This window comes from Streptomyces malaysiensis subsp. samsunensis (assembly GCF_024519315.1).
GTDB lineage: Bacteria > Actinomycetota > Actinomycetes > Streptomycetales > Streptomycetaceae > Streptomyces > Streptomyces malaysiensis.
Window position 1 is genome coordinate 48,767 of the sequence record NZ_JANIIC010000051.1, and the last position, 20,813, is coordinate 69,579.

General features: G+C 72.1%; 15 protein-coding genes. 12 read left to right on the plus strand and 3 right to left on the minus strand.

Annotated elements, in window-relative coordinates; translation table 11 throughout:
* Positions 1-26: 26 nt before the first annotated feature.
* Complete coding sequence (locus tag NQU54_RS34445) at positions 27-1,805, minus strand: dolichyl-phosphate-mannose--protein mannosyltransferase (protein WP_257634462.1); 1,779 nt, start codon at positions 1,803-1,805, stop codon at positions 27-29.
* A 169-nt stretch (positions 1,806-1,974) separates the two neighbouring features.
* Here NQU54_RS34445 and rsmI point away from each other — a divergent pair, with 169 nt between their 5' ends.
* The 9 genes from rsmI (at position 1,975) to NQU54_RS34490 (ending at position 14,979) form a co-directional block, all read left to right on the plus strand.
* The gene (gene rsmI, locus NQU54_RS34450) at positions 1,975-2,850 is read left to right on the plus strand and encodes a 16S rRNA (cytidine(1402)-2'-O)-methyltransferase (RefSeq protein ID WP_069864765.1); all 876 of its coding nucleotides are present in this window, start codon (positions 1,975-1,977) and stop codon (positions 2,848-2,850) included.
* 185 nt (positions 2,851-3,035) lie between these two features.
* Positions 3,036-3,530: a hypothetical protein gene (locus tag NQU54_RS34455; protein ID WP_257634463.1), complete on the plus strand. Its 495-nt coding sequence runs from the start codon at positions 3,036-3,038 to the stop codon at positions 3,528-3,530.
* A gap of 171 nt (positions 3,531-3,701) precedes the next feature.
* Positions 3,702-4,655, plus strand: coding sequence for a TatD family hydrolase (locus NQU54_RS34460; RefSeq protein WP_257634464.1), 954 nt, complete (start codon positions 3,702-3,704; stop codon positions 4,653-4,655).
* 109 nt (positions 4,656-4,764) lie between these two features.
* On the plus strand, positions 4,765-5,976 hold the full coding sequence (locus NQU54_RS34465) for a resuscitation-promoting factor (protein ID WP_372506136.1): 1,212 nt from the start codon (positions 4,765-4,767) through the stop codon (positions 5,974-5,976).
* 471 nt (positions 5,977-6,447) lie between these two features.
* The gene (gene rsmA / locus NQU54_RS34470) at positions 6,448-7,344 is read left to right on the plus strand and encodes a 16S rRNA (adenine(1518)-N(6)/adenine(1519)-N(6))-dimethyltransferase RsmA (RefSeq protein ID WP_257634465.1); all 897 of its coding nucleotides are present in this window, start codon (positions 6,448-6,450) and stop codon (positions 7,342-7,344) included.
* A 1,068-nt stretch (positions 7,345-8,412) separates the two neighbouring features.
* Positions 8,413-9,339 carry a 4-(cytidine 5'-diphospho)-2-C-methyl-D-erythritol kinase gene (locus NQU54_RS34475; RefSeq protein ID WP_257634466.1) on the plus strand — a complete coding sequence of 309 codons (927 nt, stop codon included), beginning with the start codon at positions 8,413-8,415 and terminating at the stop codon, positions 9,337-9,339.
* 592 nt (positions 9,340-9,931) lie between these two features.
* Entirely contained in the window at positions 9,932-11,752 is a 1,821-nt protein-coding gene (locus NQU54_RS34480; RefSeq protein ID WP_257634467.1) for an ABC-F family ATP-binding cassette domain-containing protein, read from the plus strand.
* Positions 11,753-12,130: 378 nt separating this feature from the next.
* On the plus strand, positions 12,131-13,984 hold the full coding sequence (locus NQU54_RS34485; RefSeq protein WP_257634468.1) for a YppG family protein: 1,854 nt from the start codon (positions 12,131-12,133) through the stop codon (positions 13,982-13,984).
* 263 nt (positions 13,985-14,247) lie between these two features.
* Entirely contained in the window at positions 14,248-14,979 is a 732-nt protein-coding gene (locus tag NQU54_RS34490; RefSeq protein ID WP_257634469.1) for a response regulator transcription factor, read from the plus strand.
* A 66-nt stretch (positions 14,980-15,045) separates the two neighbouring features.
* Here NQU54_RS34490 and NQU54_RS34495 read toward each other — a convergent pair whose 3' ends face one another.
* A complete protein-coding gene (locus NQU54_RS34495; protein WP_257634470.1) occupies positions 15,046-15,411 on the minus strand; it encodes a hypothetical protein in 366 nt (121 codons plus the stop codon).
* A 27-nt stretch (positions 15,412-15,438) separates the two neighbouring features.
* Positions 15,439-17,109 carry a sodium:solute symporter family protein gene (locus NQU54_RS34500; protein WP_257634471.1) on the minus strand — a complete coding sequence of 557 codons (1,671 nt, stop codon included), beginning with the start codon at positions 17,107-17,109 and terminating at the stop codon, positions 15,439-15,441.
* A gap of 162 nt (positions 17,110-17,271) precedes the next feature.
* Between NQU54_RS34500 and galT the strand changes: the two genes are divergently transcribed.
* Genes galT through galK form a run of 3 tightly spaced genes read left to right on the plus strand, consistent with a single transcriptional unit; the run spans position 17,272 to position 20,488 of the window.
* Positions 17,272-18,315 (plus strand): galactose-1-phosphate uridylyltransferase, encoded by a 1,044-nt coding sequence (gene galT, locus NQU54_RS34505; protein WP_257634472.1) that lies wholly within the window; start codon positions 17,272-17,274, stop codon positions 18,313-18,315.
* Positions 18,312-19,289, plus strand: coding sequence for a UDP-glucose 4-epimerase GalE (gene galE / locus NQU54_RS34510; RefSeq protein WP_257634473.1), 978 nt, complete (start codon positions 18,312-18,314; stop codon positions 19,287-19,289). Before galT ends, galE begins: the two co-directional genes overlap by 4 nt.
* Positions 19,286-20,488, plus strand: coding sequence for a galactokinase (gene galK / locus NQU54_RS34515; RefSeq protein ID WP_206333161.1), 1,203 nt, complete (start codon positions 19,286-19,288; stop codon positions 20,486-20,488). The genes galE and galK overlap by 4 nt, the downstream gene beginning before the upstream one ends.
* Positions 20,489-20,813: the final 325 nt, after the last annotated feature.

The window sequence follows — 20,813 nt, forward strand, 5'->3', positions numbered from 1 at the left end:
GCCGGAACCAGACGGCGGGCCGGGGGTCAGATCCAGGTATCGAGCCACATCCGGGCCCGCCAGTCGTCCATCGGGATCGTCTGGCCTGTGTAGAGCGGGAAGAAGTAGATGAAGTTCCAGATGATCAGCAGGACGAGTGCGCCCGAGCCGACCGCGCCGATCACCCGGCGGGTTTCGCTCGCGCCCGGTGGCCCCAGCAGCGCGCCGATCATCATCGCCACCGCCAGGCACAGGAAGGGCACGAAGACCACGGCGTAGAAGGAGAAGATCGTCCGGTCCTGGTAGAGGAACCACGGCAGATAGCCCGCGGCGATTCCGCACAGGATCGCGCCGGCCCGCCAGTCGCGCCGCAGCGCCCACCGGAACAGCAGGTACAGCAGGGCGAAACAGGCCGTCCACCACAGCAGCGGGGTGCCGATGGCCAGCACCTCGCGGGCGCACTTCTCGGCGGCGTCCTTGGGACAGCCCTCCTGGCCGGCCCGCGGGGACTCGTAGAAGTACGAGACCGGGCGGGACTGGATCAGCCAGCTCCACGGATTGGACTGGTAGACATGCGGTGAGTCGAGGTTGACGTGGAACTTGTAGACCTCGGACTCGTAGTGCCACAGGCTCCGCAGCGGGTTGAGCAGCCAGTCGAAGGCGCCGCCGGTGCCGTAGCCGCCGCCGTCGGGCTTGCCGGATTCGGCCCAGTGGCGGAAGTAGCCGCTGTGCCGCCAGCCGCGGGTCCGGTCGAAGGTGCCGCTCGCGGTGAACCAGCCCGACCAGGAGGCGATGTACGTGACGATCGCCACCGGCACCAGCGAGCCGAACGCCCAGCCCAGATCGCGCCGCAGCACCGCCCGGTAGGGGCGGAGCGCGCCCGCGGTACGGCGGCTGCCCACGTCCCACAGGACGGTCATCAGGCCGAAGGCCGCCAGTACGTACAACCCGTTCCACTTGGTGCCGATGGCCAGGCCCAGCAGAACCCCGGCCGCGATCCGCCATGGCCGCGCGCCCAGCTTCAGACCCTGGCCCACCGCCGGGTCCGGCCGCGCCGTGCCGTCCTCACCGGCCGGCAGGGCCGCCGCCAGCCTGGCGCGCGCCCGGTCCCGGTCGATGAGCAGAGCCCCGAAGGCGGCCAGCACGAAGAACATCACGACCAGGTCGAGCAGCGCCGTGCGGCTCATCACGAAGTGCAGCCCGTCCACGGCCAGCAGCGCGCCCGCCAGACAGCCGAGGAACGTCGACCGGAACAGCCGCCGCCCGATCCGGCACAGCATCAGCACCGAAAGCGTGCCGAGCACCGCGACCATGAACCGCCAGCCGAACGGGTGCAGCCCGAAGAACTGCTCGCCGAGCCCGATGACCCACTTGCCCACCGGCGGATGCACCACATACGAGGCCGCGTCGCCGAGCGGGATGTGCTGCGGGGCGTCGAGGATCCGGTCATTGGCGTTTTTCGGCCAGGTGCCCTCGTAGCCGTACTCCCAGACCGACCAGGCGTCCTTGGCGTAGTACGTCTCGTCGAATATGACGTTGTCCGGGCTGCCCAGCCGCCAGAAACGGGTCAGCCCGGCGCACAGCGCGACCAGCAGCGGACCGCCCCAGCCGCTCCAGCGGGCGATTCTGGCCGCCGCCGAGGGGGCCGCGCCGAGGACCTCCCAGAGCCGGGTGCCCGGCTCCGCGTACGGCGGGACCAGCCGCTCCCGTACGCCGGGCCTGGTCTGGCCCGCGTATCCGAAACGGCGCAGCCGGCGCTGCCAGGCCGGCGGCTGATGGCCGGTGGCTTTGCCCGGCTGGGCGTGGGTCGCGGTGTCACTGCTCACCGGGCCATCGTAGGGAAGGGGTCTGTGAGTGTGGCGGGGAAAGGCGGCGAACGGGGATTCGTGCCCGGGGCGGCCGCCTCGGGGCCGGCCTCGTCGCCGGGTTCGGCCTGGTGCCGCCGGGGTCGGCCTGTCGCCGGGCCCGCCGCGTCCGGCTGCGAGGATGGTGGGCGTGACTGGAACGCTCGTACTGGCAGGGACCCCCATCGGCGACACGGCGGACGCGCCCCCGAGGCTGGCCGCCGAGCTCGCGGCCGCCGATGTGATCGCCGCCGAGGACACCCGGCGGCTGCGCCGCCTCACCCAGGCCCTGGACGTGCGCCCGTCCGGCCGGGTGGTCTCCTATTTCGAGGGCAACGAATCGGCCCGTACGCCCGAGCTGGTCGAGTCGCTGGCCCAGGGCGCCCGGGTGCTGCTGGTCACCGACGCGGGCATGCCGTCGGTCTCCGACCCCGGCTACCGCCTGGTCGCCGCCGCCGTGGAGCGCGGGATCACCGTCACCGCAGTGCCCGGCCCCTCCGCGGTGCTCACCGCCCTGGCGGTCTCCGGGCTGCCGGTGGACCGCTTCTGCTTCGAGGGGTTCCCGCCGCGCAAGGCGGGGGAGCGGCTGACGCGGCTGCGCGAGGTCGCCGACGAGCGCCGCACCCTGGTCTGGTTCGAGGCCCCGCACCGGCTGGACGACACCCTGGCGGCCATGGCCGAGGTGTTCGGCGCGGACCGCCGCGCCGCGGTGTGCCGGGAGCTGACCAAGACCTACGAGGAGGTGCGGCGCGGCCCGCTGGCGGAGCTGGCCGCCTGGGCGGCGGAGGGCGTGCGCGGCGAGATCACCATCGTGGTCGAGGGCGCCCCCGCGCCCGGCCCCGACGAGGCGGGCCCCGCCGAGCTGGCCCGCCGGGTCGCGGTGCGCGAGGAGGCCGGTGAGCGCCGTAAGGAAGCCATCGCGGCGGTCGCACAGGAGGCCGGGGTACCCAAACGGCAGGTGTTCGACGCCGTGGTGGCGGCGAAGAACGTGACGGGGAGCACGCCACGCGAAGGTAAAGCACCGTAGCGAAAAGCAAAGCTCAGGTTAGTAGCCGGGCAGTTGCTCACCGGTTTGGGAAGGCCGGGGCCAAATCTCCCTCAAAGAGAGGGAAGAGCCGGTGCGGTCGCGCCGGGAAAGGCGTCCACTGGTTGTGGAAGACCTGGGGCCATCCCATCCCGGAAGACTTGTCCTGTGTGACAAGAGGAGCTGCCATGAGCGATATAGCGGGAACCTCGAGCGGTGCTCATCCGATAGCCGCCCACACCCCCTCCGATGAGCCCGGCGAGGTGGCCCACGAGGCGTACGCCTTCGCCTGCATGAAGTGCGGGCACGGCTGGGAGCGGTCGTACGACATCGAACACCACGTGGACGGCGAGGGCCGTGCCTTCGTCGTCTACTTCACCGGCGGCCGGCGCGTCCCGTCCCCGCTGACGAGCCCGGACTGCGTCAACTGCGGTGCGCATCTGGTGCGGATCATGCGGTCGGGCCAGGTCTCCTCGGTCCTGGAGAGTGCGCGGCGCGGGAGGCCGCACACCGCCCGGCGCCGGGGCGACGGCACGGGCGCGGCGGAGGCCCCGGCGGAGGCCCCGACGGACACCGCGCCGGATGCCGCGGCGGCACCGGAAAACGAGGACTCCGCGCGGCACCGTGGGCACCATTGGCACCTTCCGAATCTGCTGCATCCCTTTCAGCACCACCGCGACTGAGGACGATCCGGTTCATATGAGCTGTTTCACATGAGCTGGTTCCACGTCGGTTCATATGAGCCGGTTCCCCGGCCGTTTCACATGAGCTGGTGCACATGAGCCGGCCGCGGGTCAACTGAGCGGCCGGACGCGATTCACCGCACATTCACCGGGATTCATAGAATCGCGACCATGGCGAAAACAGCATCGACCCGCGGCGGCAGTGACAAGGCGAACGGCGGGCAAAAGGAAAAGGACGCGCCCCCGCCACCGCCGGAGCCCCTGCGGGTCCCGGTCGCCGATTCCCACACCCATCTGGACATGCAGTCGGGCACTGTCGAGGAGGCACTGGCCAAGGCCGCCTCGGTCGGTGTGACCACCGTCGTCCAGGTGGGGTGCGATCTGGCCGGGTCCCAGTGGGCGGCCGAGACCGCGGCGGCGCACGAGAGCGTCTGGGCCACGGTGGCCCTGCACCCCAATGAGGCGCCCCGTATCGTCCTCGGCACCCCTCCTTCTGGGGGGCAAGCCCCCCAGACCCCCCGCGACGGCCGGTCCCGGCAGGGCGCGCGCGAGCCCGGCGGCGACGCCGCCCTGGACGCGGCCCTCGAACGGATAGCGGCCCTCGCCGCCCTGCCCCAGGTGCGGGGCGTGGGCGAGACGGGCCTGGACTACTTCCGCACCGGCCCGGAGGGCATGGCCGCCCAGGAGCGCTCGTTCCGCCGCCACATCGCCATCGCCAAGGAGCACGGCAAGGCGCTGGTCATCCACGACCGCGAGGCCCATGACGACGTACTGCGGGTGCTCGCGGAGGAGGGCGCGCCCGACACCGTCGTCTTCCACTGCTACTCCGGTGACGCGGCCATGGCGAAGATCTGCGCCGAGCACGGCTACTACATGTCGTTCGCGGGCAACGTCACCTTCAAGAACGCCCAGCCGCTGCGCGACGCCCTCGCCGTCGCCCCGCTCGACCTCGTCCTCGTCGAGACCGACGCCCCGTTCCTGACCCCCGTCCCCTACCGCGGACGGCCCAACGCTCCGTATCTGATTCCGCTCACCCTGCGGGCCATGGCCGAGGTCAAGAACGTCCCCGAGGACACCCTGGCGACCGCCGTGGCGGCCAATACGGCGCGCGTTTTCGGCTATTGAGAGGCGGTGGCGCTCCGGAGCGGGTGATCACACAGCGTGATGATCTTCCTTTGGAGAGTCACCTCCACTCCGCTACAGTCCCGGACCCAACGCCCTGATCAGTGGACTTGTGGAGTGTTACCGGAGTGTTGTCGTGAGCCGCAGTGGCAGCCACCGCGTCCCGGGTGGCCGTGGAGCCGCCCGCCGAGCCGCCCGGCGAGCCGCCCGGCGCGGCGCCCCCGGGCGGGCCGACCCGATGCGGCGGCTGCTGCCGCAGGCGATGGTGGTCGCCGCGCTGGCGGGCGGCACCTCCGCCTTCGTCGCCCAGGACAAGGCCGTACGGCTCAGCGTCGACGGCGACGCGCGCACCCTGCACACCTACGCCGACGACGTGGGCGAGCTGCTGGCGGACGAGGACCTCCGCGTCGGCGCCCACGACATCGTCGCCCCCGCGCCCGGACAGCGGCTCGCCGACGGCGACGAGATCGCCATCCGCTACGGCCGCCCGGTCACCCTCACCCTCGACGGGGAGCGCCGCCGGGTGTGGACCACGGCGCGCACGGTTGACGGCGCACTGCGCCAACTGGGCGTACGTGCCGAGGGCGCGTATCTGTCCGCCTCCCGCTCCGCCGCCATCACCAGCCGCGGTCTGCTCCTGCACGTCCGCACCGAGCGGACCGTCACCTTCCGCGCCGACGGGCGCGAACACCCCGTCCGCACCAACGCGGCCACCGTCGGCGAGGCCCTCACCGCCGCCGGGCTCACGCTGCGCGGCCAGGACACCACCTCCGTGCCCCTGGACAGCTTCCCGCGCGACGGCCAGACGGTGACGGTGATGCGGATCACCGGCGGCAAGGAGGTCCGGGACCAGCCGGTGCCCTTCACCACCGTCCGCCGCGCCGACCCCACGCTCCCCAAGGGCACCGAGATCGAAGGACGCCCCGGCGAACCGGGCACCCTGCGCATCACCTACCGGGTGCGCAGCGTCAACGGCGTACGGCAGCGGCCGCGGAAGATCGGCAGCGAGATCGTCAAGGCGCCCGTGGCCCGGATCGTCCGGGTCGGCACCATGATCGTGCCCGCGAGGGTCGGCGGCCCGGCGGACGGGCTCAACTGGCGGGCGATGGCCCGCTGCGAATCGGGCGGCCGCCCGGACGCGGTCGACGACTCCGGCCGCTACGGCGGCCTCTACCAGCTCGACCAGGGCACCTGGCACGCCCTCGGCGGCCACGGCCGCCCCCAGGACGCGCCCCCGGCCGAACAGACCTACCGTGCCAAGAAGCTCTACCAACAGCGCGGCGCCGGCCCCTGGCCCACGTGCGGCCGCAAGCTGCACCAATGATCCGGGCCCGGATCGCCTCCGGGGCGCGCTGAGCGCTCCGCCGGAAGTGCCCTGAGCTGTGGTCGATCGTCCGCGGCACCGCCGGGGTCGGCCGCGGCCGCGCGGCGGCACAGCCCCGCGCCCCTCCGGGGCGCGATTCGAATCGCGGCCGACTTCCGCTGGGAGGTGTCCCTGCCGACGGTCGGCTGTACTCGGTCGTCCAGGCGGCGCCGCGCGCACATCGACCGCAGCACGCGCTCTCCGCGCCCGCTCGCCCTTGCGACAGCGACGCGCCCCTTCGGCGCCCGGCTGGGGGTGCCCCCGGCCGGTGTGGCCGGCCCCCTGAGGGCGGGGACGCCCTGCCCCGTCCGTGAACCGGGCTCCGACGTGGGTAAGCCGGGTCCCGATGTCTGCGTACCGGTCTCCGATGTCGGTAAGCCAGGCTCCGACGTCCGTGAACCGGGGCCCGAAGAGCAGCCGTAAACTTCCCAGGTGAGCTCCACCGATCCCGTCCCCGTCCCCGTCCCCGGTCCCGATGCCGATGCCCTGCTCGGCCCCGCCGACATCCGCGAACTCGCGGCGCGGCTCGGCGTACGCCCGACCAAGCAGCGCGGTCAGAACTTCGTCATCGACGCCAACACGGTCCGCCGGATCGTTCGGACCGCCGGGGTGCGCCCCGAGGACGTGGTCGTCGAGGTCGGCCCCGGGCTCGGCTCGCTGACCCTCGCGCTGCTGGAGGCCGCCGACCGGGTCACCGCCATCGAGATCGACGACGTCCTCGCCGCCGCCCTCCCCGCGACCGTCGGGGCCCGGCTGCCGCACCGCGCCGATCACTTCGCGCTGGTGCACAGCGACGCCCTGCGGGTGACCGAACTCCCGGGCCCCGCCCCGACCGCACTGGTCGCCAACCTGCCCTACAACGTCGCCGTGCCCGTGCTGCTCCATATGCTCGGCCGCTTCCCGACCATCGAACGGACGCTGGTCATGGTCCAGTCCGAGGTCGCCGACCGGCTCGCCGCGCCACCCGGCTCCAAGGTCTACGGCGTCCCCTCCGTGAAGGCCGCCTGGTACGCCCACGTCAAGCGCGCGGGCGCGATCGGCCGCAACGTCTTCTGGCCCGCGCCCAACGTCGACTCCGGCCTGGTCTCGCTGATACGCCGGGACGAACCCCTGCGCACCACGGCCACCCGGGAGCAGGTCTTCGCGGTGGTCGACGCTGCGTTCGCCCAGCGCCGCAAGACGCTCAGGGCGGCGCTCGCGGGGTGGGCCGGGTCGGCGGGGGCTGCCGAGGAGGCACTGAAGGCCGCCGGGGTCTCGCCGCAGGCGCGTGGCGAGGCGCTGACGGTGGAGGACTTCGCCGCGATCGCCGAACACGGTCCGGCGGCCTGATCCGACGTCGCGCCTGCGGTCGCGCTTTGTTCCCCACCCCGCCCCTCCCCGTAACCGGGGCTACGCCCCGGACCCCATCCCGGAGGCTCCGCCCCCGGGCCCGGTTCCAGGGGCTCCGCCCCGAACCCCCGCCGGGGCTCTGCCCCGGATCCCCGGTTGGGGCTCCGCCCCAGGCCCCGCTTCGGCTGTGCCCCGGTTGGGGGGAGAAGGAGCGGGGGACCGTGAGCCTCGCCGGGACTCCGTGCCTGAGCCCTAGCCAGGGCCTTCGCCCCCGGAGCCCCTCGCTGGGGCTTTGCCCCGGGCCCTGCTTTGGCCGTGCCCTGGCCGGGGGTCAGGGGCGGGAGCTGCGAGCCGGGGGCCGGGGCTCCGCCCCAGAACCCCCGCTGGGCTCTGCCCCAGGCCCTGCTTCGGTGGTGTCCCGGCCGGGGGCAGGGGCCGGAGCCGAGACCGTGGGCCGGGAGACTCGCCGGGGCTCCGCCCCCAACCCTCGCCGGAGCGTTGCCTCAAGCCCTGCTTCCGCTTCCGCCGGGGGCTTCGCCCCCGGAGCCCCTCGCTGGGGCTTTGCCCTAGATCCCGCTTTGACTGTGCCCCGGCCTGGGGTCAGGGGCCGGAGGGCAAATTGGGGGCCGGGAGCCTTGCCAGGGCTCTGCCCCCGAGAACCCCCGCCGAGGTGCTGCCCTAATCCCGCTGGGGTTCCGCTTTGGCCGTGCCCTGGCCGGGGGTTAGGGCACGGAGCCGTGTACCCGGAGCCTCGTCGGGTCATGGGGTGCAATCCCTGGGGGTAAAGCCCTCTGGGCCGGGCTGGGGCGGGGGTGTCCCACCGTCTGCCCCTCCGGTGTCGGGGAGTGGGGGCTCGGGAGATGTGTCACTATCCAGCCCCTCCGGCGTTTGAGGAGCGGGGTCCAGGGGCGGAGCCCCGGCGGGGGTTCGGGGGCGGAGCGCCCGGAACGGGGTCCGGGGCGTAGCCCCGGTTACGGGAAGGGGCGGGGGGGGGAACAAGCCACCCCCAGGCCCCCACAGGCGGGACAATGGCCCCACCGGAACACCCGAACCCCACCAAGGAGCCCCGTGACCCGCCCCGTCACCGCCCGTGTGCCCGCCAAGGTCAACGTCCAGCTCGCGGTCGGCGGACTGCGCCCCGACGGGTTCCACGACCTCGCCAACGTCTTCCTGGCCGTCGGGCTCCACGACGAGGTCACCGCCACCCCCGCCGACTCCCTCCGCCTCACCGTCGAGGGCGCGGACGCCGGCCAGGTGCCCCTGGACCGCACCAACCTCGCCGCCCGTGCCGCCTCCGCCCTCGCCGAACGGCACGGCATCGCGCCCGATGTCCATCTCCACATCGCCAAGGACATCCCCGTCGCGGGCGGTATGGCGGGCGGCAGCGCGGACGCCGCCGGGGCGCTGCTGGCCTGCGACGCGCTGTGGGGCACCAAGGCGACCCGCGCCGAACTCCTCGAGATCTGCGCCGACTTGGGCAGCGACATCCCGTTCAGCCTCGTCGGCGGCGTGGCCCTCGGCCGTGGCCGGGGCGAGCTGCTGACCCCGCTGGAGACCGGCGGCACCTTCCACTGGGTGTTCGCCGTCGCCGACGGCGGGCTCTCCACCCCCGCCGTCTACCGCGAATGCGACCGGCTCCGCGAGGCGTCCGGCGCGGGCGCGAGCGCCGCCGACGTCCCCGAGCCCGAGCCCTCCGAGGCGCTGCTGGACGCGCTGCGCACGGGCGATGCCACCGCGCTGGCCGCCGCCGTCTCCAACGATCTTCAGCCCGCCGCGCTCTCGCTGCGTCCCGCGCTCGCCGACACCCTGCGCGCCGGCGCGGACGCGGGCGCACTCGCCTCCCTCGTCTCGGGCTCCGGCCCGACCTGCGCCTTCCTGGCCAAGGACACCGAGGCCGCGCAGGCGGTGGCGGGCGCGCTGACCGCCTCGGGCACCTGCCGCACGGTCCGAATCACCTCCGGCCCGGTCCCCGGGGCACGGCTGGTCGGTGCCTGAGCCCTGGTCCTCGGGACGCGGCTGATGGGGGTGGTCCCCAGCGGGCGCGGCTGGTCAGGGGCCGAGGGCTGGCCCCGGGGGGCCTGAGCCCTGGCCCCCAGGGCGCGGCTGGTCGGGGCCTGAGCCCCGGTTCTCGGGGTGCTGCTGGTCAGGGTCTGAGTCCCGGGCCTCAGGGCGCGGTTGGTCGGGGCTTGAGCCCTGGCCCTCGGGGTGCTGCTGGTCAGGGTGGTCCCCAGCGGGCGCGGCTGGTCAGCCGAGCCCTGGCCCCGGGGCCCGAGCCCCGGTCGCCTGAGTCCCGGTCCCCGGGGCGCGGCTCGTCTGGGCCTGAGCATTGGTCTCCGGGGCGCGGTTGGTCCTGGTCTGAGTCCCGGCCCCGCGGCCGCGGCTGGTCAGGGCCCCAGCCCTGCCCCCGGGAGCCCAGCCCTGACCGTGGGAGCCCAGCCCTGGCCCCCGGGGCCCGAGCCCCGGCCCCCAGGGCGCAGCCGGTCGGGCCCGAGCCCCGGTCCCCAGGTCGCGCCTCCCCAGGCCCTGAGCGAGGCGCGCCGCGCGGCGACTACCCTGGGATGCCGATCGATCCGCGTAATGGAGTGTGATGGCGACCAACCTGGTCAACGTTGAATCCGTAGGCAAGGTGTACGGCACCCGTGCGCTGCTGGACGGCGTCTCCCTCGGGGTGAACGAGGGCGACCGCATCGGCGTCGTCGGCCGGAACGGCGACGGCAAGACCACGCTCATCCGGATCCTCGCCAAGCTGGAGCCCGCCGACGACGGCCGCGTGACCCACTCCGGTGATCTGCGGCTCGGCGTGCTCACCCAGCACGACTCCCTGGACCCCGGGGCCACCATCCGCCATGAGGTGATCGGCGATCTCGCCGACCACGAGTGGGCCGGTGACGCCAAGATCCGGGATGTGCTCACCGGGCTGTTCGGCGGGCTGGACCTGCCCGCTTTCCCCCAGGGGCTCGACACCGTCATCGGCCCGCTGTCCGGCGGTGAGCGCCGCCGTATCGCGCTCGCCAAGCTGCTGATCGCCGAGCAGGACCTGATCGTCCTCGACGAGCCCACCAACCACCTCGACGTCGAGGGCATTTCCTGGCTGGCCGGGCATCTGCGGGCCCGCCGCTCGGCCCTGGTGGTGGTCACCCACGACCGCTGGTTCCTGGACCAGGTCTGCACCCGGATGTGGGACGTCCAGCGCGGCGCCGTCCATGACTACGAGGGCGGCTACAGCGACTACGTCTTCGCCCGCGCCGAGCGCGAGCGCATCGCCGCCAGCGAGGAGGCCAAGCGGCAGAACCTGGTGCGCAAGGAGCTCGCCTGGCTGCGCCGTGGCGCCCCCGCCCGTACCAGCAAGCCCCGCTTCCGTATCGAGGCGGCCAACGCGCTGATCGCCGACGTGCCGCCGCCCCGCGACAGCGCCGAGCTGATGCGGTTCGCGAACTCCCGGCTCGGCAAGACCGTCTTCGACCTGGAGGACGTGACCGTCACCGCCGGGCCCAAGGTGCTGCTCAAGCATCTGACCTGGCAGCTGGGGCCCGGCGACCGGATCGGCCTGGTGGGGGTGAACGGCGCGGGCAAGACCTCGCTGCTGCGCGCCCTGTCCGAGGCCGCCCGCAGCGAGGGCGAACGGCAGCCCGCCGGGGGCCGGATCGCGGTCGGCAGGACCGTGAAGCTGGCGTATCTGTCGCAGGAGGTCGCCGAACTCGACCCGAACCTGCGGGTCCTGGAGGCCGTCGAGCAGGTGCGGCAGCGGGTGGACCTCGGCAAGGGCCGGGAGCTGACCGCCTCGCAGCTGTGCGAGAAGTTCGGCTTCACCAAGGAGAAGCAGTGGACCCCGGTCGGCGATCTGTCCGGCGGCGAGCGGCGCCGGCTCCAGATCCTGCGGCTGCTGATGGACGAGCCCAATGTGCTCTTCCTGGACGAGCCCACCAACGACCTGGACATCGAGACCCTGACCCAGCTGGAGGACCTGCTCGACGGCTGGCCCGGTTCGCTCGTGGTCATCAGCCACGACCGCTACTTCATCGAGCGCACCACCGACCGGGTGCTCGCGCTGCTGGGCGACGCCACCTTGCGGATGCTGCCGCGCGGTGTGGACGAGTACCTGGAGCGGCGGCAGCGGGTGCTGGCCGCGGCCGCCCCGGCCGCCGCCGCGCCCGCCAAGCGGAAGACCGACGAACAGGCCGCCCGGCAGCGGTCGGCGGCCGAGCAGCGCGCCGCCAAGAAGGAACTCCAGCGCATCGAGCGGCGCCTGGACCGGATCAGCGGGCAGGAGTCCGAGCTGCATACGCGGATCGCCGAGCACGCCACGGACTTCGCCAAGGTCGCCGAGCTCGATGCCCAACTGCGCGAGCTGACGGGGGAGCGGGACGAACTGGAGACCCGCTGGCTGGAGCTGGCCGACGACGCATGAGCCCCGGATGAGCACCGCACGAGCACCGGCTGAGCACCGGATAAGCGGTGAATGAGCGGTTGATGGGCGGCAGGCGGACAACGGACAAGCGGACGGGCCACCTCTCCATGTGAGTGGCCTGAAAGCATCGTGTGAAGAGGTTGTGCGGCGGTGGCGCGTGCCCTGGCAACGGTCGCGTCACAGGCCGGTCTCAGCTGGTCGATGACCTGGGCACTGGTCCCTATAACGCCCCTTACGGGTGATACAAAGAACTCCCGCCTGCCTTCCGCTCAATGGCGGGGTGCCCTGTCCGATTCGCTCCTTCCCGGAGGGTTTTGAACCACCGGGATCGCGGGGGAGGCCGGTCGGTCGATGGGCCCCGCATCTGAAGGACTTCGCATGTCACAGCCGCCTCCGCCGCCCAACCAGCCGCCGCAGGGTGGCTTCGGCGCGCCGCAGGATCCTGGTTACGGCTATCCGCAGCAGCCGCCCACGCCGCCTCCGGGCCAGCAGGGTTACGGCTATCCGCAGGCCCCCGGCCAGCCGCCGCAGGCTCCCGGCCAGCCGCCGCAGACCCCGCCTCCGCCGCCGTCGGCACCGCCGGCGCCGCCGCAGACGCCCCCGCAGGGCGCCGGCGGCTACGGCTACCCGGGGCAGCCGGCGTACGGCCAGCCGCCCCAGGGCGGCGCGTCGTCGCCGTACGCATCCGGCCAGCAGCCTTACGGGCAGCCGCAGTACGGCCAGCAGCCTTACGGACAGCCGCAATTCGGCCAGCCGCCGCAGGCCCAGTACCCCGGCGCTCCCGGCCCCGGCGGCCCCGGCGGCTCCGGCCAGTCCAAGCAGCGCATGGCGATCATCGTCAGCGTCGTGGTCGCGGTCGCCCTGATCATCGGCGGTGGCATCTGGTTCGCCACCCAGGAGGACGACGGCGGCGGCAGCGAGGCCAAGGGCAAGGACAAGCAGTCCAGCCAGGGCGGTTCGAAGGGTTCCTCGGGCGACGGGGACAAGCCCGCCGAGGCCGTCGACGCCAAGCTGCTCAACAAGGTCCCGATGCCCAAGGTCTCCGACCAGGTCACCGTCGAGGGCATGTGGGTCACCGACGACGCCTTCGTGAAGGCCGGTGTCTACAAGATCGTCGGCTATCCGCTGAGCGGCGGCGCCGCGAAGTGGACGATCCCGCTGGACGGCGCGGTCTGCTGGTCCTCGGACCACCTCACCAAGGACGGGCTGACCACGGTCCTCTACCAGGAGGCCAAGCCGTCGGCCGCCGACAAGTACCCCAGCTGCACCGAGGTCGGGCTGCTCGACCTGAAGAACGGCAAGATGCTGTGGCACCGGAACGTCAAGGAGGGTGACTCGAAGATCTCCTTCGACGAGGTCACCATCGGCGGCGGCACGGTGGCCGCGGGCGGCACCAGCGGCGGCGCCGCCTGGTCCAGCTCGGGCCAGGCGCTGTGGAAGCCCAAGTCGGGCGAGCAGTGCTCGGACGACGGCTACGCGGGCGGCGAGGACAAGCTGGTCGCGGTGCGCCGCTGCGGCGACTACGACAACCCGCAGATCCAGGTCCAGACGCTGAACCCGAAGACGGGCGCGGTGAAGTCGGCCTACAAGGTCTCGCAGGGCATCGACTACGTCCATGTCGCCTCCACCGACCCGCTGGTGATCGGCCTGGACGCCGGTGACTCGACCGGCTCGGCGGTCTCGGACTTCCTGTCCATCGACGACAGCGCCAAGACCGGCAAGGTGCTCGGCAAGATCGGTACCGAGAACGGCAAGTACGACGCCAAGTGCGAGTCGACCAACGTCGAGGGCTGCCGGAAGATCGCCGTCTCCAAGTCGGCCAAGACCCTCTTCCTCGGCTCCGAGGACCGCACCGACTCCAGCGCCGCGACGGCCAACGAGGTCGTGGCCTTCAGCCTGGAGAACGGCAAGCCGATCGGGAAGACCGACGGGGTCAAGGGCGCCGCGCTCACCCCGCTCGGGCTCGACGCGGACGGCTCCGTCCTCGCCTACCAGGAGAGCACCTGGGAGGCAGGCGGCGCGGTCTGGCGGATCGACCCCAAGTCGTACGCCAAGACCAAGCTGCTCCAGAACCCCGTCACCAGCCATGAGCTGGAGTCGAAGTTCAGCCCCAGCTACTCGGAGATCATCTACTCCGCGGAGCACCTCTACCTGAGCGACGTCTACGCCAGCAAGCCCTCGGGCACCTACGACCGGGACGACCCGCTGGCGCTCGTCTTCGGCGCGAGCTGACCCTCGGCGTCCGCCGAACCAGCCCACGGCGGCCCCGCCCGTACCCACCGTACGGGCGGGGCCGCCGCTTTGCGCGCCGGCGGAGCGCCGGGGTGCGCGCCCCCGCGGAACCCGGCCGCAGCGATCCGATTGGGGCGTCAACCAGACGTCAAGTAGGCACGAATGGCCGGGATTTCGGCATTCCGAGGGGCTTCTCCCCGGTAAGGGGCGCGCAACGTCGAACAAGCGTGTAGCTTTCCCCCCTGAGCGAATGGGGGGAGCTCATGGGCGTGCGACTCATGGTGGTCGACGATCACCGTCTGCTCGCGGAGGCGCTCGCCTCGGCGCTGAAGCTGCGCGGGCACCGGGTGCTCGCCGCGGCGGCGCCGAGCGCGGGCGCGGCGGACCTGGTGGTGAGCCGGGCGCCGGAGGTGTGCCTGCTGGGCACGGCGGCACCCGCCGAACCGGGGGTGTTCGACCCGGTGATGCGGATCAAGAAGGAGCGGCCGCAGGTCGCGGTGGTGGTGCTCGGCCCGGTGCCGAGCCCGCGCGGCATAGCCGCCGCCTTCGCCGCCGGGGCCTCCGGCTATGTGCGCCACGACGAGCGGATCGAGGGTGTCGAACGCGCCATGATGAAGGCGCGGGCGGGCGAGGCGGCCGTGGCGCCGCAGCTGCTCCAGGGGGCGTTCGCGGAGCTGCTCAACCCCGCGGCCCAGCCCGACGACGAGGGTGCCCGGCTGCTGCGCATGCTGACCCCGCGCGAGGTGGAGGTGCTGGTGCGGGTCGCCGAGGGCGAGGACACCCGGCTGATCGCGGCGGGCATGGGGATCGCCCCCAGTACGGCCCGCACCCATGTGCAGCGGGTGCTGATGAAGCTCGGGGTGGGCTCGCGGCTGGAGGCGGCGGCCCTGGCCGCGCGCACCGGGCTGCTGGACCGCGCCGCGTCCCGCCGTACGACCGAGGAGCCCCCGCCCCGGCCGCCCGCGTCGCCCCGGCCGCCCGCGTCGGCGCCGTAGCGCGCGCTGCCGCCGTAGCCCGTACCGGCGCCGCCAGCCGTACCGGCGGGGTGGCCCGTGCGCCGCTCAGCCCTCCCCGGTCCCGGTGCCGCTCCCGGTGCCGGTGCCGGTTCCGGCTCCCGGCCCGTTCCCGGGCCGGGAGGGCTCCGGCTTGGGCACGGCCCCGGGGGCGGACAGTGGCCTGAGCTTCATCCAGAGCAGGAAGAGCAGGCCGACCGCGAGCACGCACCATCCGGTCCAGAGGTTGATGTTGATGCCCGACGCCTTCTTCACATCCGCGTCGGAGGCGGTGTACCCGGCGATGAGGACGATGATCCCGTAGACCACGAACAGCCCGCCGATGATGCGCCGCACATCGAACAGCCGGGCCGCGGTCGCCGACCTCTCCGCCAGCTCCTCGACCTCGTGCCGGTATTCGTACTCCTCACTCATGGTGTGGACTCCTTGTCCGCCGGAGGGTCACAGCGAGAACGGGATGTAGCACACGGCCGCGAGGATCAGCGCGCTCCAGCCCAGCACGGCCGGGCGCCGGTACCACGCCTCGTCGCCCGGCGCCGGTGGCTCGGCCACACCGGGCGCGGTGGTGCCGTAGACCAGACCGGCCAGCGACTCCACCGGCTTGGGCTTGGTGAACAAGGTCACCGCGATCATCACCACCCCGCCGACCACGAAGGCCACGATGGCGGAGACGAAGTTGGCGCCCTGGTCGCTGGGGATGGAGATGACGTCCGCCCGGTAGAGCCAGAAGTAGTTGATCAGCGCGGCGAGCGTGCCGCAGAGCAGCCCCCAGAACCCGGCCGGTGCGGTGGCCCGCCTCCAGAACATCCCGATGATGAAGACGCAGAACAGCGGCACGTTGAAGAACGAGAACAGGGTCTGGAGGTAGTTCATGATGTTGCTGAAGGAGGAGGCGATGAAGGCCGTGCCCATACCGGCCAGCACCCCGATCGCCGTCACCACCCGCCCGGTCAGCAGGTAGTACCCGTCCGACCGGTTCCGCTGGATGTACGCCCGCCAGATGTCGTGGGTGAAGACCGTGTTGAAGGACGACACATTGGCCGCCATGCCCGCCATGAAGGCGGCCAGCAGCCCGGTCACCGCGAGCCCCAGCACCCCGTTCGGCAGCAGCTCGCTCATCAGCAGCGGAATCGCGTCGTTGTACTGGAGACCGCTCTTCTTCGAACCGATGTCCGGCCGCAGGACCAGGGAGATCAGTCCGGGCACCACCACGATCAGCGGGATGAGCACCTTCGGGAAGGCGGCGATCAGCGGGGTGCGCCGGGCGGCCGAGAGATTCCTGGCCGACAGGGCGCGCTGCACCTCGGCGAAGTTGGTCGTCCAGTAGCCGAAGCTCAGACAGAAGCCGAGGCCCAGCACGATGGTCAGCCAGTTGGCCCCCAGCGGGTTGGCGGAGCCGATGCCGGTGCCGCCCCAGGCGGAGACGAAGTTGGGGCCGTGGGAGGCCACGAGTGAGTCCTTGAGCCCGCCGAAGCCGCCGATCCGCCTGAGGCCGACGACGGTGAGCGGGATCAGGGCGGCCAGGATCACGAAGAACTGGAGCACCTCGTTGTAGATCGCCGAGGAGAGCCCGCCCAGTGTGATGTACGCGAGCACGAAGAGCCCCGCGACCACGATGGCCACCCACTGCGGCCAGCCGAGCAGGGCCTCCACCACGATCGCCATCGCGTAGAGGTTCACCCCCGCGATCAGCACCGACGCCACCGAGAAGATGATCGAGCTGAGGAGGTGCGAGGACGGTCCGTAGCGGTGCAGCAGGAACTCGGGCACGGACCGTACCTTGGAACCGTAGTAGAACGGCATCATCACCAGGCCGAGGAAGACCATGGCCGGAATGGCCCCGACCCAGTACCAGTGCACGGTGTACACACCGTACTGCGCGCCGTTGGCGGCCATGCCCAGGATCTCCAGGGCGCCCAGATTCGCGGCGACGAAGGCCAGACCGGTGACCCACGCGGGCAGCGACCGGCCGGAGAGAAAGAAGTCGAGGCTGGTCTTGACGCTCGCTCTGGCGGCGAATCCCACGCCCAGGACGACGGCGAAATAGAGGATCAGGATCGTGTAGTCGAGCGCATTGGTGGGGAGCCGGAGCCCTTCTGCCAGATAGTGCATGGTCTCGCCTCATCGCCTGAACGGAATGCAGCAGAAACGTTCGGTGAACGTATCCGAATTCTTGTGGTTTGTCCGAGCACCCTCCCCGCGCATTGACGACGCTGTTGGCTTGTGGTTCATTATGTTGAGTTGTGTTGGGTGCATCTGACAGGAGCTGGCGGAGTGAAGAAGACGGCGACGCGGCTCGCGGACGGACGCGAGCTGATCTATTACGACGCGCGCGACGACGCGGTGCGCGACGCCGTCGACCAGCGGCCGCTCGACCCCATCGCGACCCGCTCGGAGATCCGGCACGACCGCCTGCTCGGCGACCGGGTGGCGATCGCCTCCCACCGCCAGGCGCGCACCTACCACCCGCCGGCCGACGAATGCCCGCTGTGCCCCTCCCGTGAGGGCCGGCACAGCGAGATCCCCGCCGCCGACTACGACGTCGTGGTCTTCGAGAACCGCTTCCCGTCACTGGCCGGTGACTCGGGCCGGTGCGAGGTCGTGTGCTTCACCTCCGACCACGACGCCTCCTTCGCCGACCTCGACGCCGAACAGGCCGCGCTGGTGCTCGACGCCTGGACCGACCGCACCGCCGAGCTGGCCCACCACCCCGCCGTGGAGCAGGTCTTCTGCTTCGAGAACCGCGGTGAGGAGATCGGCGTCACCCTCGGCCATCCGCACGGCCAGATCTACGGCTATCCCTTTGTGACCCCTCGCACACAGCTGATGCTCCGCTCGCTCGGCGAGCACCGTGAGGCCACCGGTCGGAATCTGTTCGATGATGTGGTCGCCGATGAGCTGGCCGACGGGCGCCGGGTGGTGCTCGACGGTGAGCACTGGGTCGCGTTCGTCCCGTACGCCGCCCACTGGCCCTATGAGGTGCACCTCTACCCGAAGCGCCGGGTCCCGGACCTGCCCGCGCTCGACGAGGCCGCGCGCACAGAGTTTCCACAGATGTATCTGGAACTCTTGAAGCGCTTCGACCGGATTTTCGGTGAAGGTGAGCCGCCCACGCCCTACATCTCCGCCTGGCACCAGGCGCCGTACCACCTGACCGACCGCGGTGAATTCGCACTTCACCTCGAGCTTTTCACCATCCGCCGCACTTCCGGCAAGCTGAAGTTTCTCGCGGGTTCCGAATCCGGCATGAATGTGTTCATCAACGATGTGCCGCCGGAGGCCGCGGCCGAACGACTGCGAGAGGTAGCGAGCAAGTGAGCAATGCGCAGCAGAAGAAGTACCTGGTCACCGGCGGTGCCGGCTATGTCGGCAGCGTGGTCGCGGCGCATCTGCTCGAAGCCGGGCACCGGGTGACGGTGCTCGACGACCTGTCCACCGGCCACCGCGCCGGGGTCCCCGAGGGCGCGGAGTTCATCGAGGGCCGCATCCAGGACGCCGCCAAGTGGCTCGACCACTCCTACGACGGCGTCCTGCACTTCGCGGCGTTCTCCCAGGTCGGCGAGTCCGTCGTCAACCCCGAGAAGTACTGGGTCAACAATGTGGGCGGCACCACCGATCTGCTCGCCGCGATGCGCGACGCCGGGGTGCGCACCCTCGTCTTCTCCTCCACCGCCGCCACCTACGGCGAACCCGACCAGGTCCTGATCACCGAGGACCTCCCGACCGCGCCCACCAATCCCTACGGGGCCAGCAAGCTGGCCGTCGACCACATGATCAGCGGCGAATGCGCCGCCCACGGTCTGGCCGCGGTCTCCCTGCGCTACTTCAACGTCGCGGGCGCCTACGGGGCCTACGGCGAGCGCCATGACCCCGAGTCCCATCTCATCCCCCTGGTGCTCCAGGTCGCCCAGGGCCGGCGCGAGGCCATCTCCGTCTTCGGCGACGACTACGCCACCCCCGACGGCACCTGCGTCCGCGACTACATCCACGTCGCCGACCTCGCCGACGCCCACCTGCTCGCCCTCGGCGCGGCCTCCTCCGGCGAGCACCTCATCTGCAACCTCGGCAACGGCAACGGCTTCTCCGTCCGCGAGGTCATCGAGACGGTGCGCCAGGTCACCGGCCACCCCATCCCGGAGATCGCCGCCCCGCGCCGCGGCGGCGACCCGGCGGTCCTGGTGGCCTCCGCCGAGCGCGCCAAGGAGCGCCTGGGCTGGCGCCCGACCCGCGCCGACCTGGCCGGAATCGTCGCGGACGCATGGGAGTTCGCGCAGCGGAGGGAGAGTCAGTGACGGACGAGCACGGCCCCGGGCGGGTCACGGCGGGGTTCCGCGAGGTCTACGGCACCGAGCCCGGCGGCGTCTGGGCGGCGCCGGGCCGGGTCAATCTGATCGGCGAGCACACCGACTACAACGACGGCTTCGTGATGCCGCTCGCCCTGCCCCACACCTGCCTGGCCGCCGCCTCCCCGCGTACCGACGGGGTGCTGCGGCTGCACTCGGGCGACGTCCCGGGCGGGGTCGTCGAGCTGCGGGTCGAGGAGCTGACGCCGGTCGCGGACGGCACCGGCGGCGGCGACCACGGCGGCTGGGCGGCCTATCCGGCCGGAGTGGTCTGGGCGCTGCGCGAGGCGGGGCTGCTGACGGGCGCGGCCGGCGGTGCCGAGCTGCACTTCGAGTCCACCGTGCCCACCGGCGCCGGCCTTTCGTCGTCCGCCGCGCTGGAGGTCGTCACGGCCACCGCGCTGAACGACCTGTACGGACTGGGGCTCACCCCGCCGCGCATCGCCCAGCTGTGCCAGCGCGCGGAGAACGCGTTCGTGGGCGTGCCCTGCGGGATCATGGACCAGATGGCGTCGGCGTGCTGCACCGAGGGGCACGCCCTCTTCCTCGACGCCCGTGATCTCACCCAGCGTCAGGTGCCGTTCGACCTGGCGGCGGAGGGGCTGCGGCTGCTGGTCGTGGACACCCGCGTCAAGCACGAACTGGGCGACGGCGCCTATGCGAACCGGCGGGCCGCCTGCGAGGCGGCCGCGCGGGCGCTCGGGGTGCGGGCGCTGCGCGATGTGCCCTTCGACGGGCTGGAGGCGGCGCTCGCCGAGCTGGAGCGGCTGGGCTGCGACGCGGTCACCCGGCGCCGGGTGCGCCATGTGGTCACCGAGGACCGCAGGGTGGAGGAGGTCATCGAGCGGCTGGACGCGGGGGACACCCGGTCCATCGGACCGGTGCTGACCGCCGGGCACGCCTCCTGCCGCGACGACTTCGAGATCTCCTGCGCCGAGCTCGACCTCGTCGTGGAGACGGCGAACGCGGCGGGTGCGCTCGGGGCGCGGATGACCGGCGGCGGCTTCGGTGGCTCGGCCATCGTGCTGGTGGCGGAGGGGGACGCGGAGGCGGTGAGCAAGGCGGTGACCGAGGCGTTCGGCGTGGCCGGCCACCGGGCTCCGCGGATCTTCCCGGCGGTGCCCAGCTCGGGGGCGCGAGGGCTGTGACGGGCGGGTGCGACGACTGAAGCCGGGGAGCCGGGCCGTCGCACCATCCCCCTTGATCGCTCCTCGGTGGATTTCCATCGCTCGTAGATCACCGACTCCTCAAGAGCGAACAAGAAACGCACAGTGAACAGCCGAGAGCGGTCAGTTTCGCTAATCCGCTTCCGATATGAGACCACGGCCTTACTCTGAGTACAGTGTCGGTGGGGGCCGACGCTTATCAGGGGGCGAGACAGTCAGGTACGACGCCCGGGGCGGGGTAGCAATCAGAGCACGGCGGCGGCCGTGCGGGTTGTGGTGACCTTGCGCCGGGCGCCGTACCCGCACT

Bases quoted from the DNA above. Each gene is read 5' to 3' on its own strand.
- NQU54_RS34455 (WP_257634463.1), top strand. From the start codon at position 3,036: ATGAGCGATATAGCGGGAACCTCGAGCGGTGCTCATCCGATAGCCGCC.
- NQU54_RS34460 (WP_257634464.1), top strand. From the start codon at position 3,702: ATGGCGAAAACAGCATCGACCCGCGGCGGCAGTGACAAGGCGAACGGC.
- NQU54_RS34480 (WP_257634467.1), top strand. From the start codon at position 9,932: ATGGCGACCAACCTGGTCAACGTTGAATCCGTAGGCAAGGTGTACGGC.
- NQU54_RS34485 (WP_257634468.1), top strand. From the start codon at position 12,131: ATGTCACAGCCGCCTCCGCCGCCCAACCAGCCGCCGCAGGGTGGCTTC.
- NQU54_RS34490 (WP_257634469.1), top strand. From the start codon at position 14,248: ATGGGCGTGCGACTCATGGTGGTCGACGATCACCGTCTGCTCGCGGAG.
- NQU54_RS34495 (WP_257634470.1), bottom strand. From the start codon at position 15,411: ATGAGTGAGGAGTACGAATACCGGCACGAGGTCGAGGAGCTGGCGGAG.
- NQU54_RS34500 (WP_257634471.1), bottom strand. From the start codon at position 17,109: ATGCACTATCTGGCAGAAGGGCTCCGGCTCCCCACCAATGCGCTCGAC.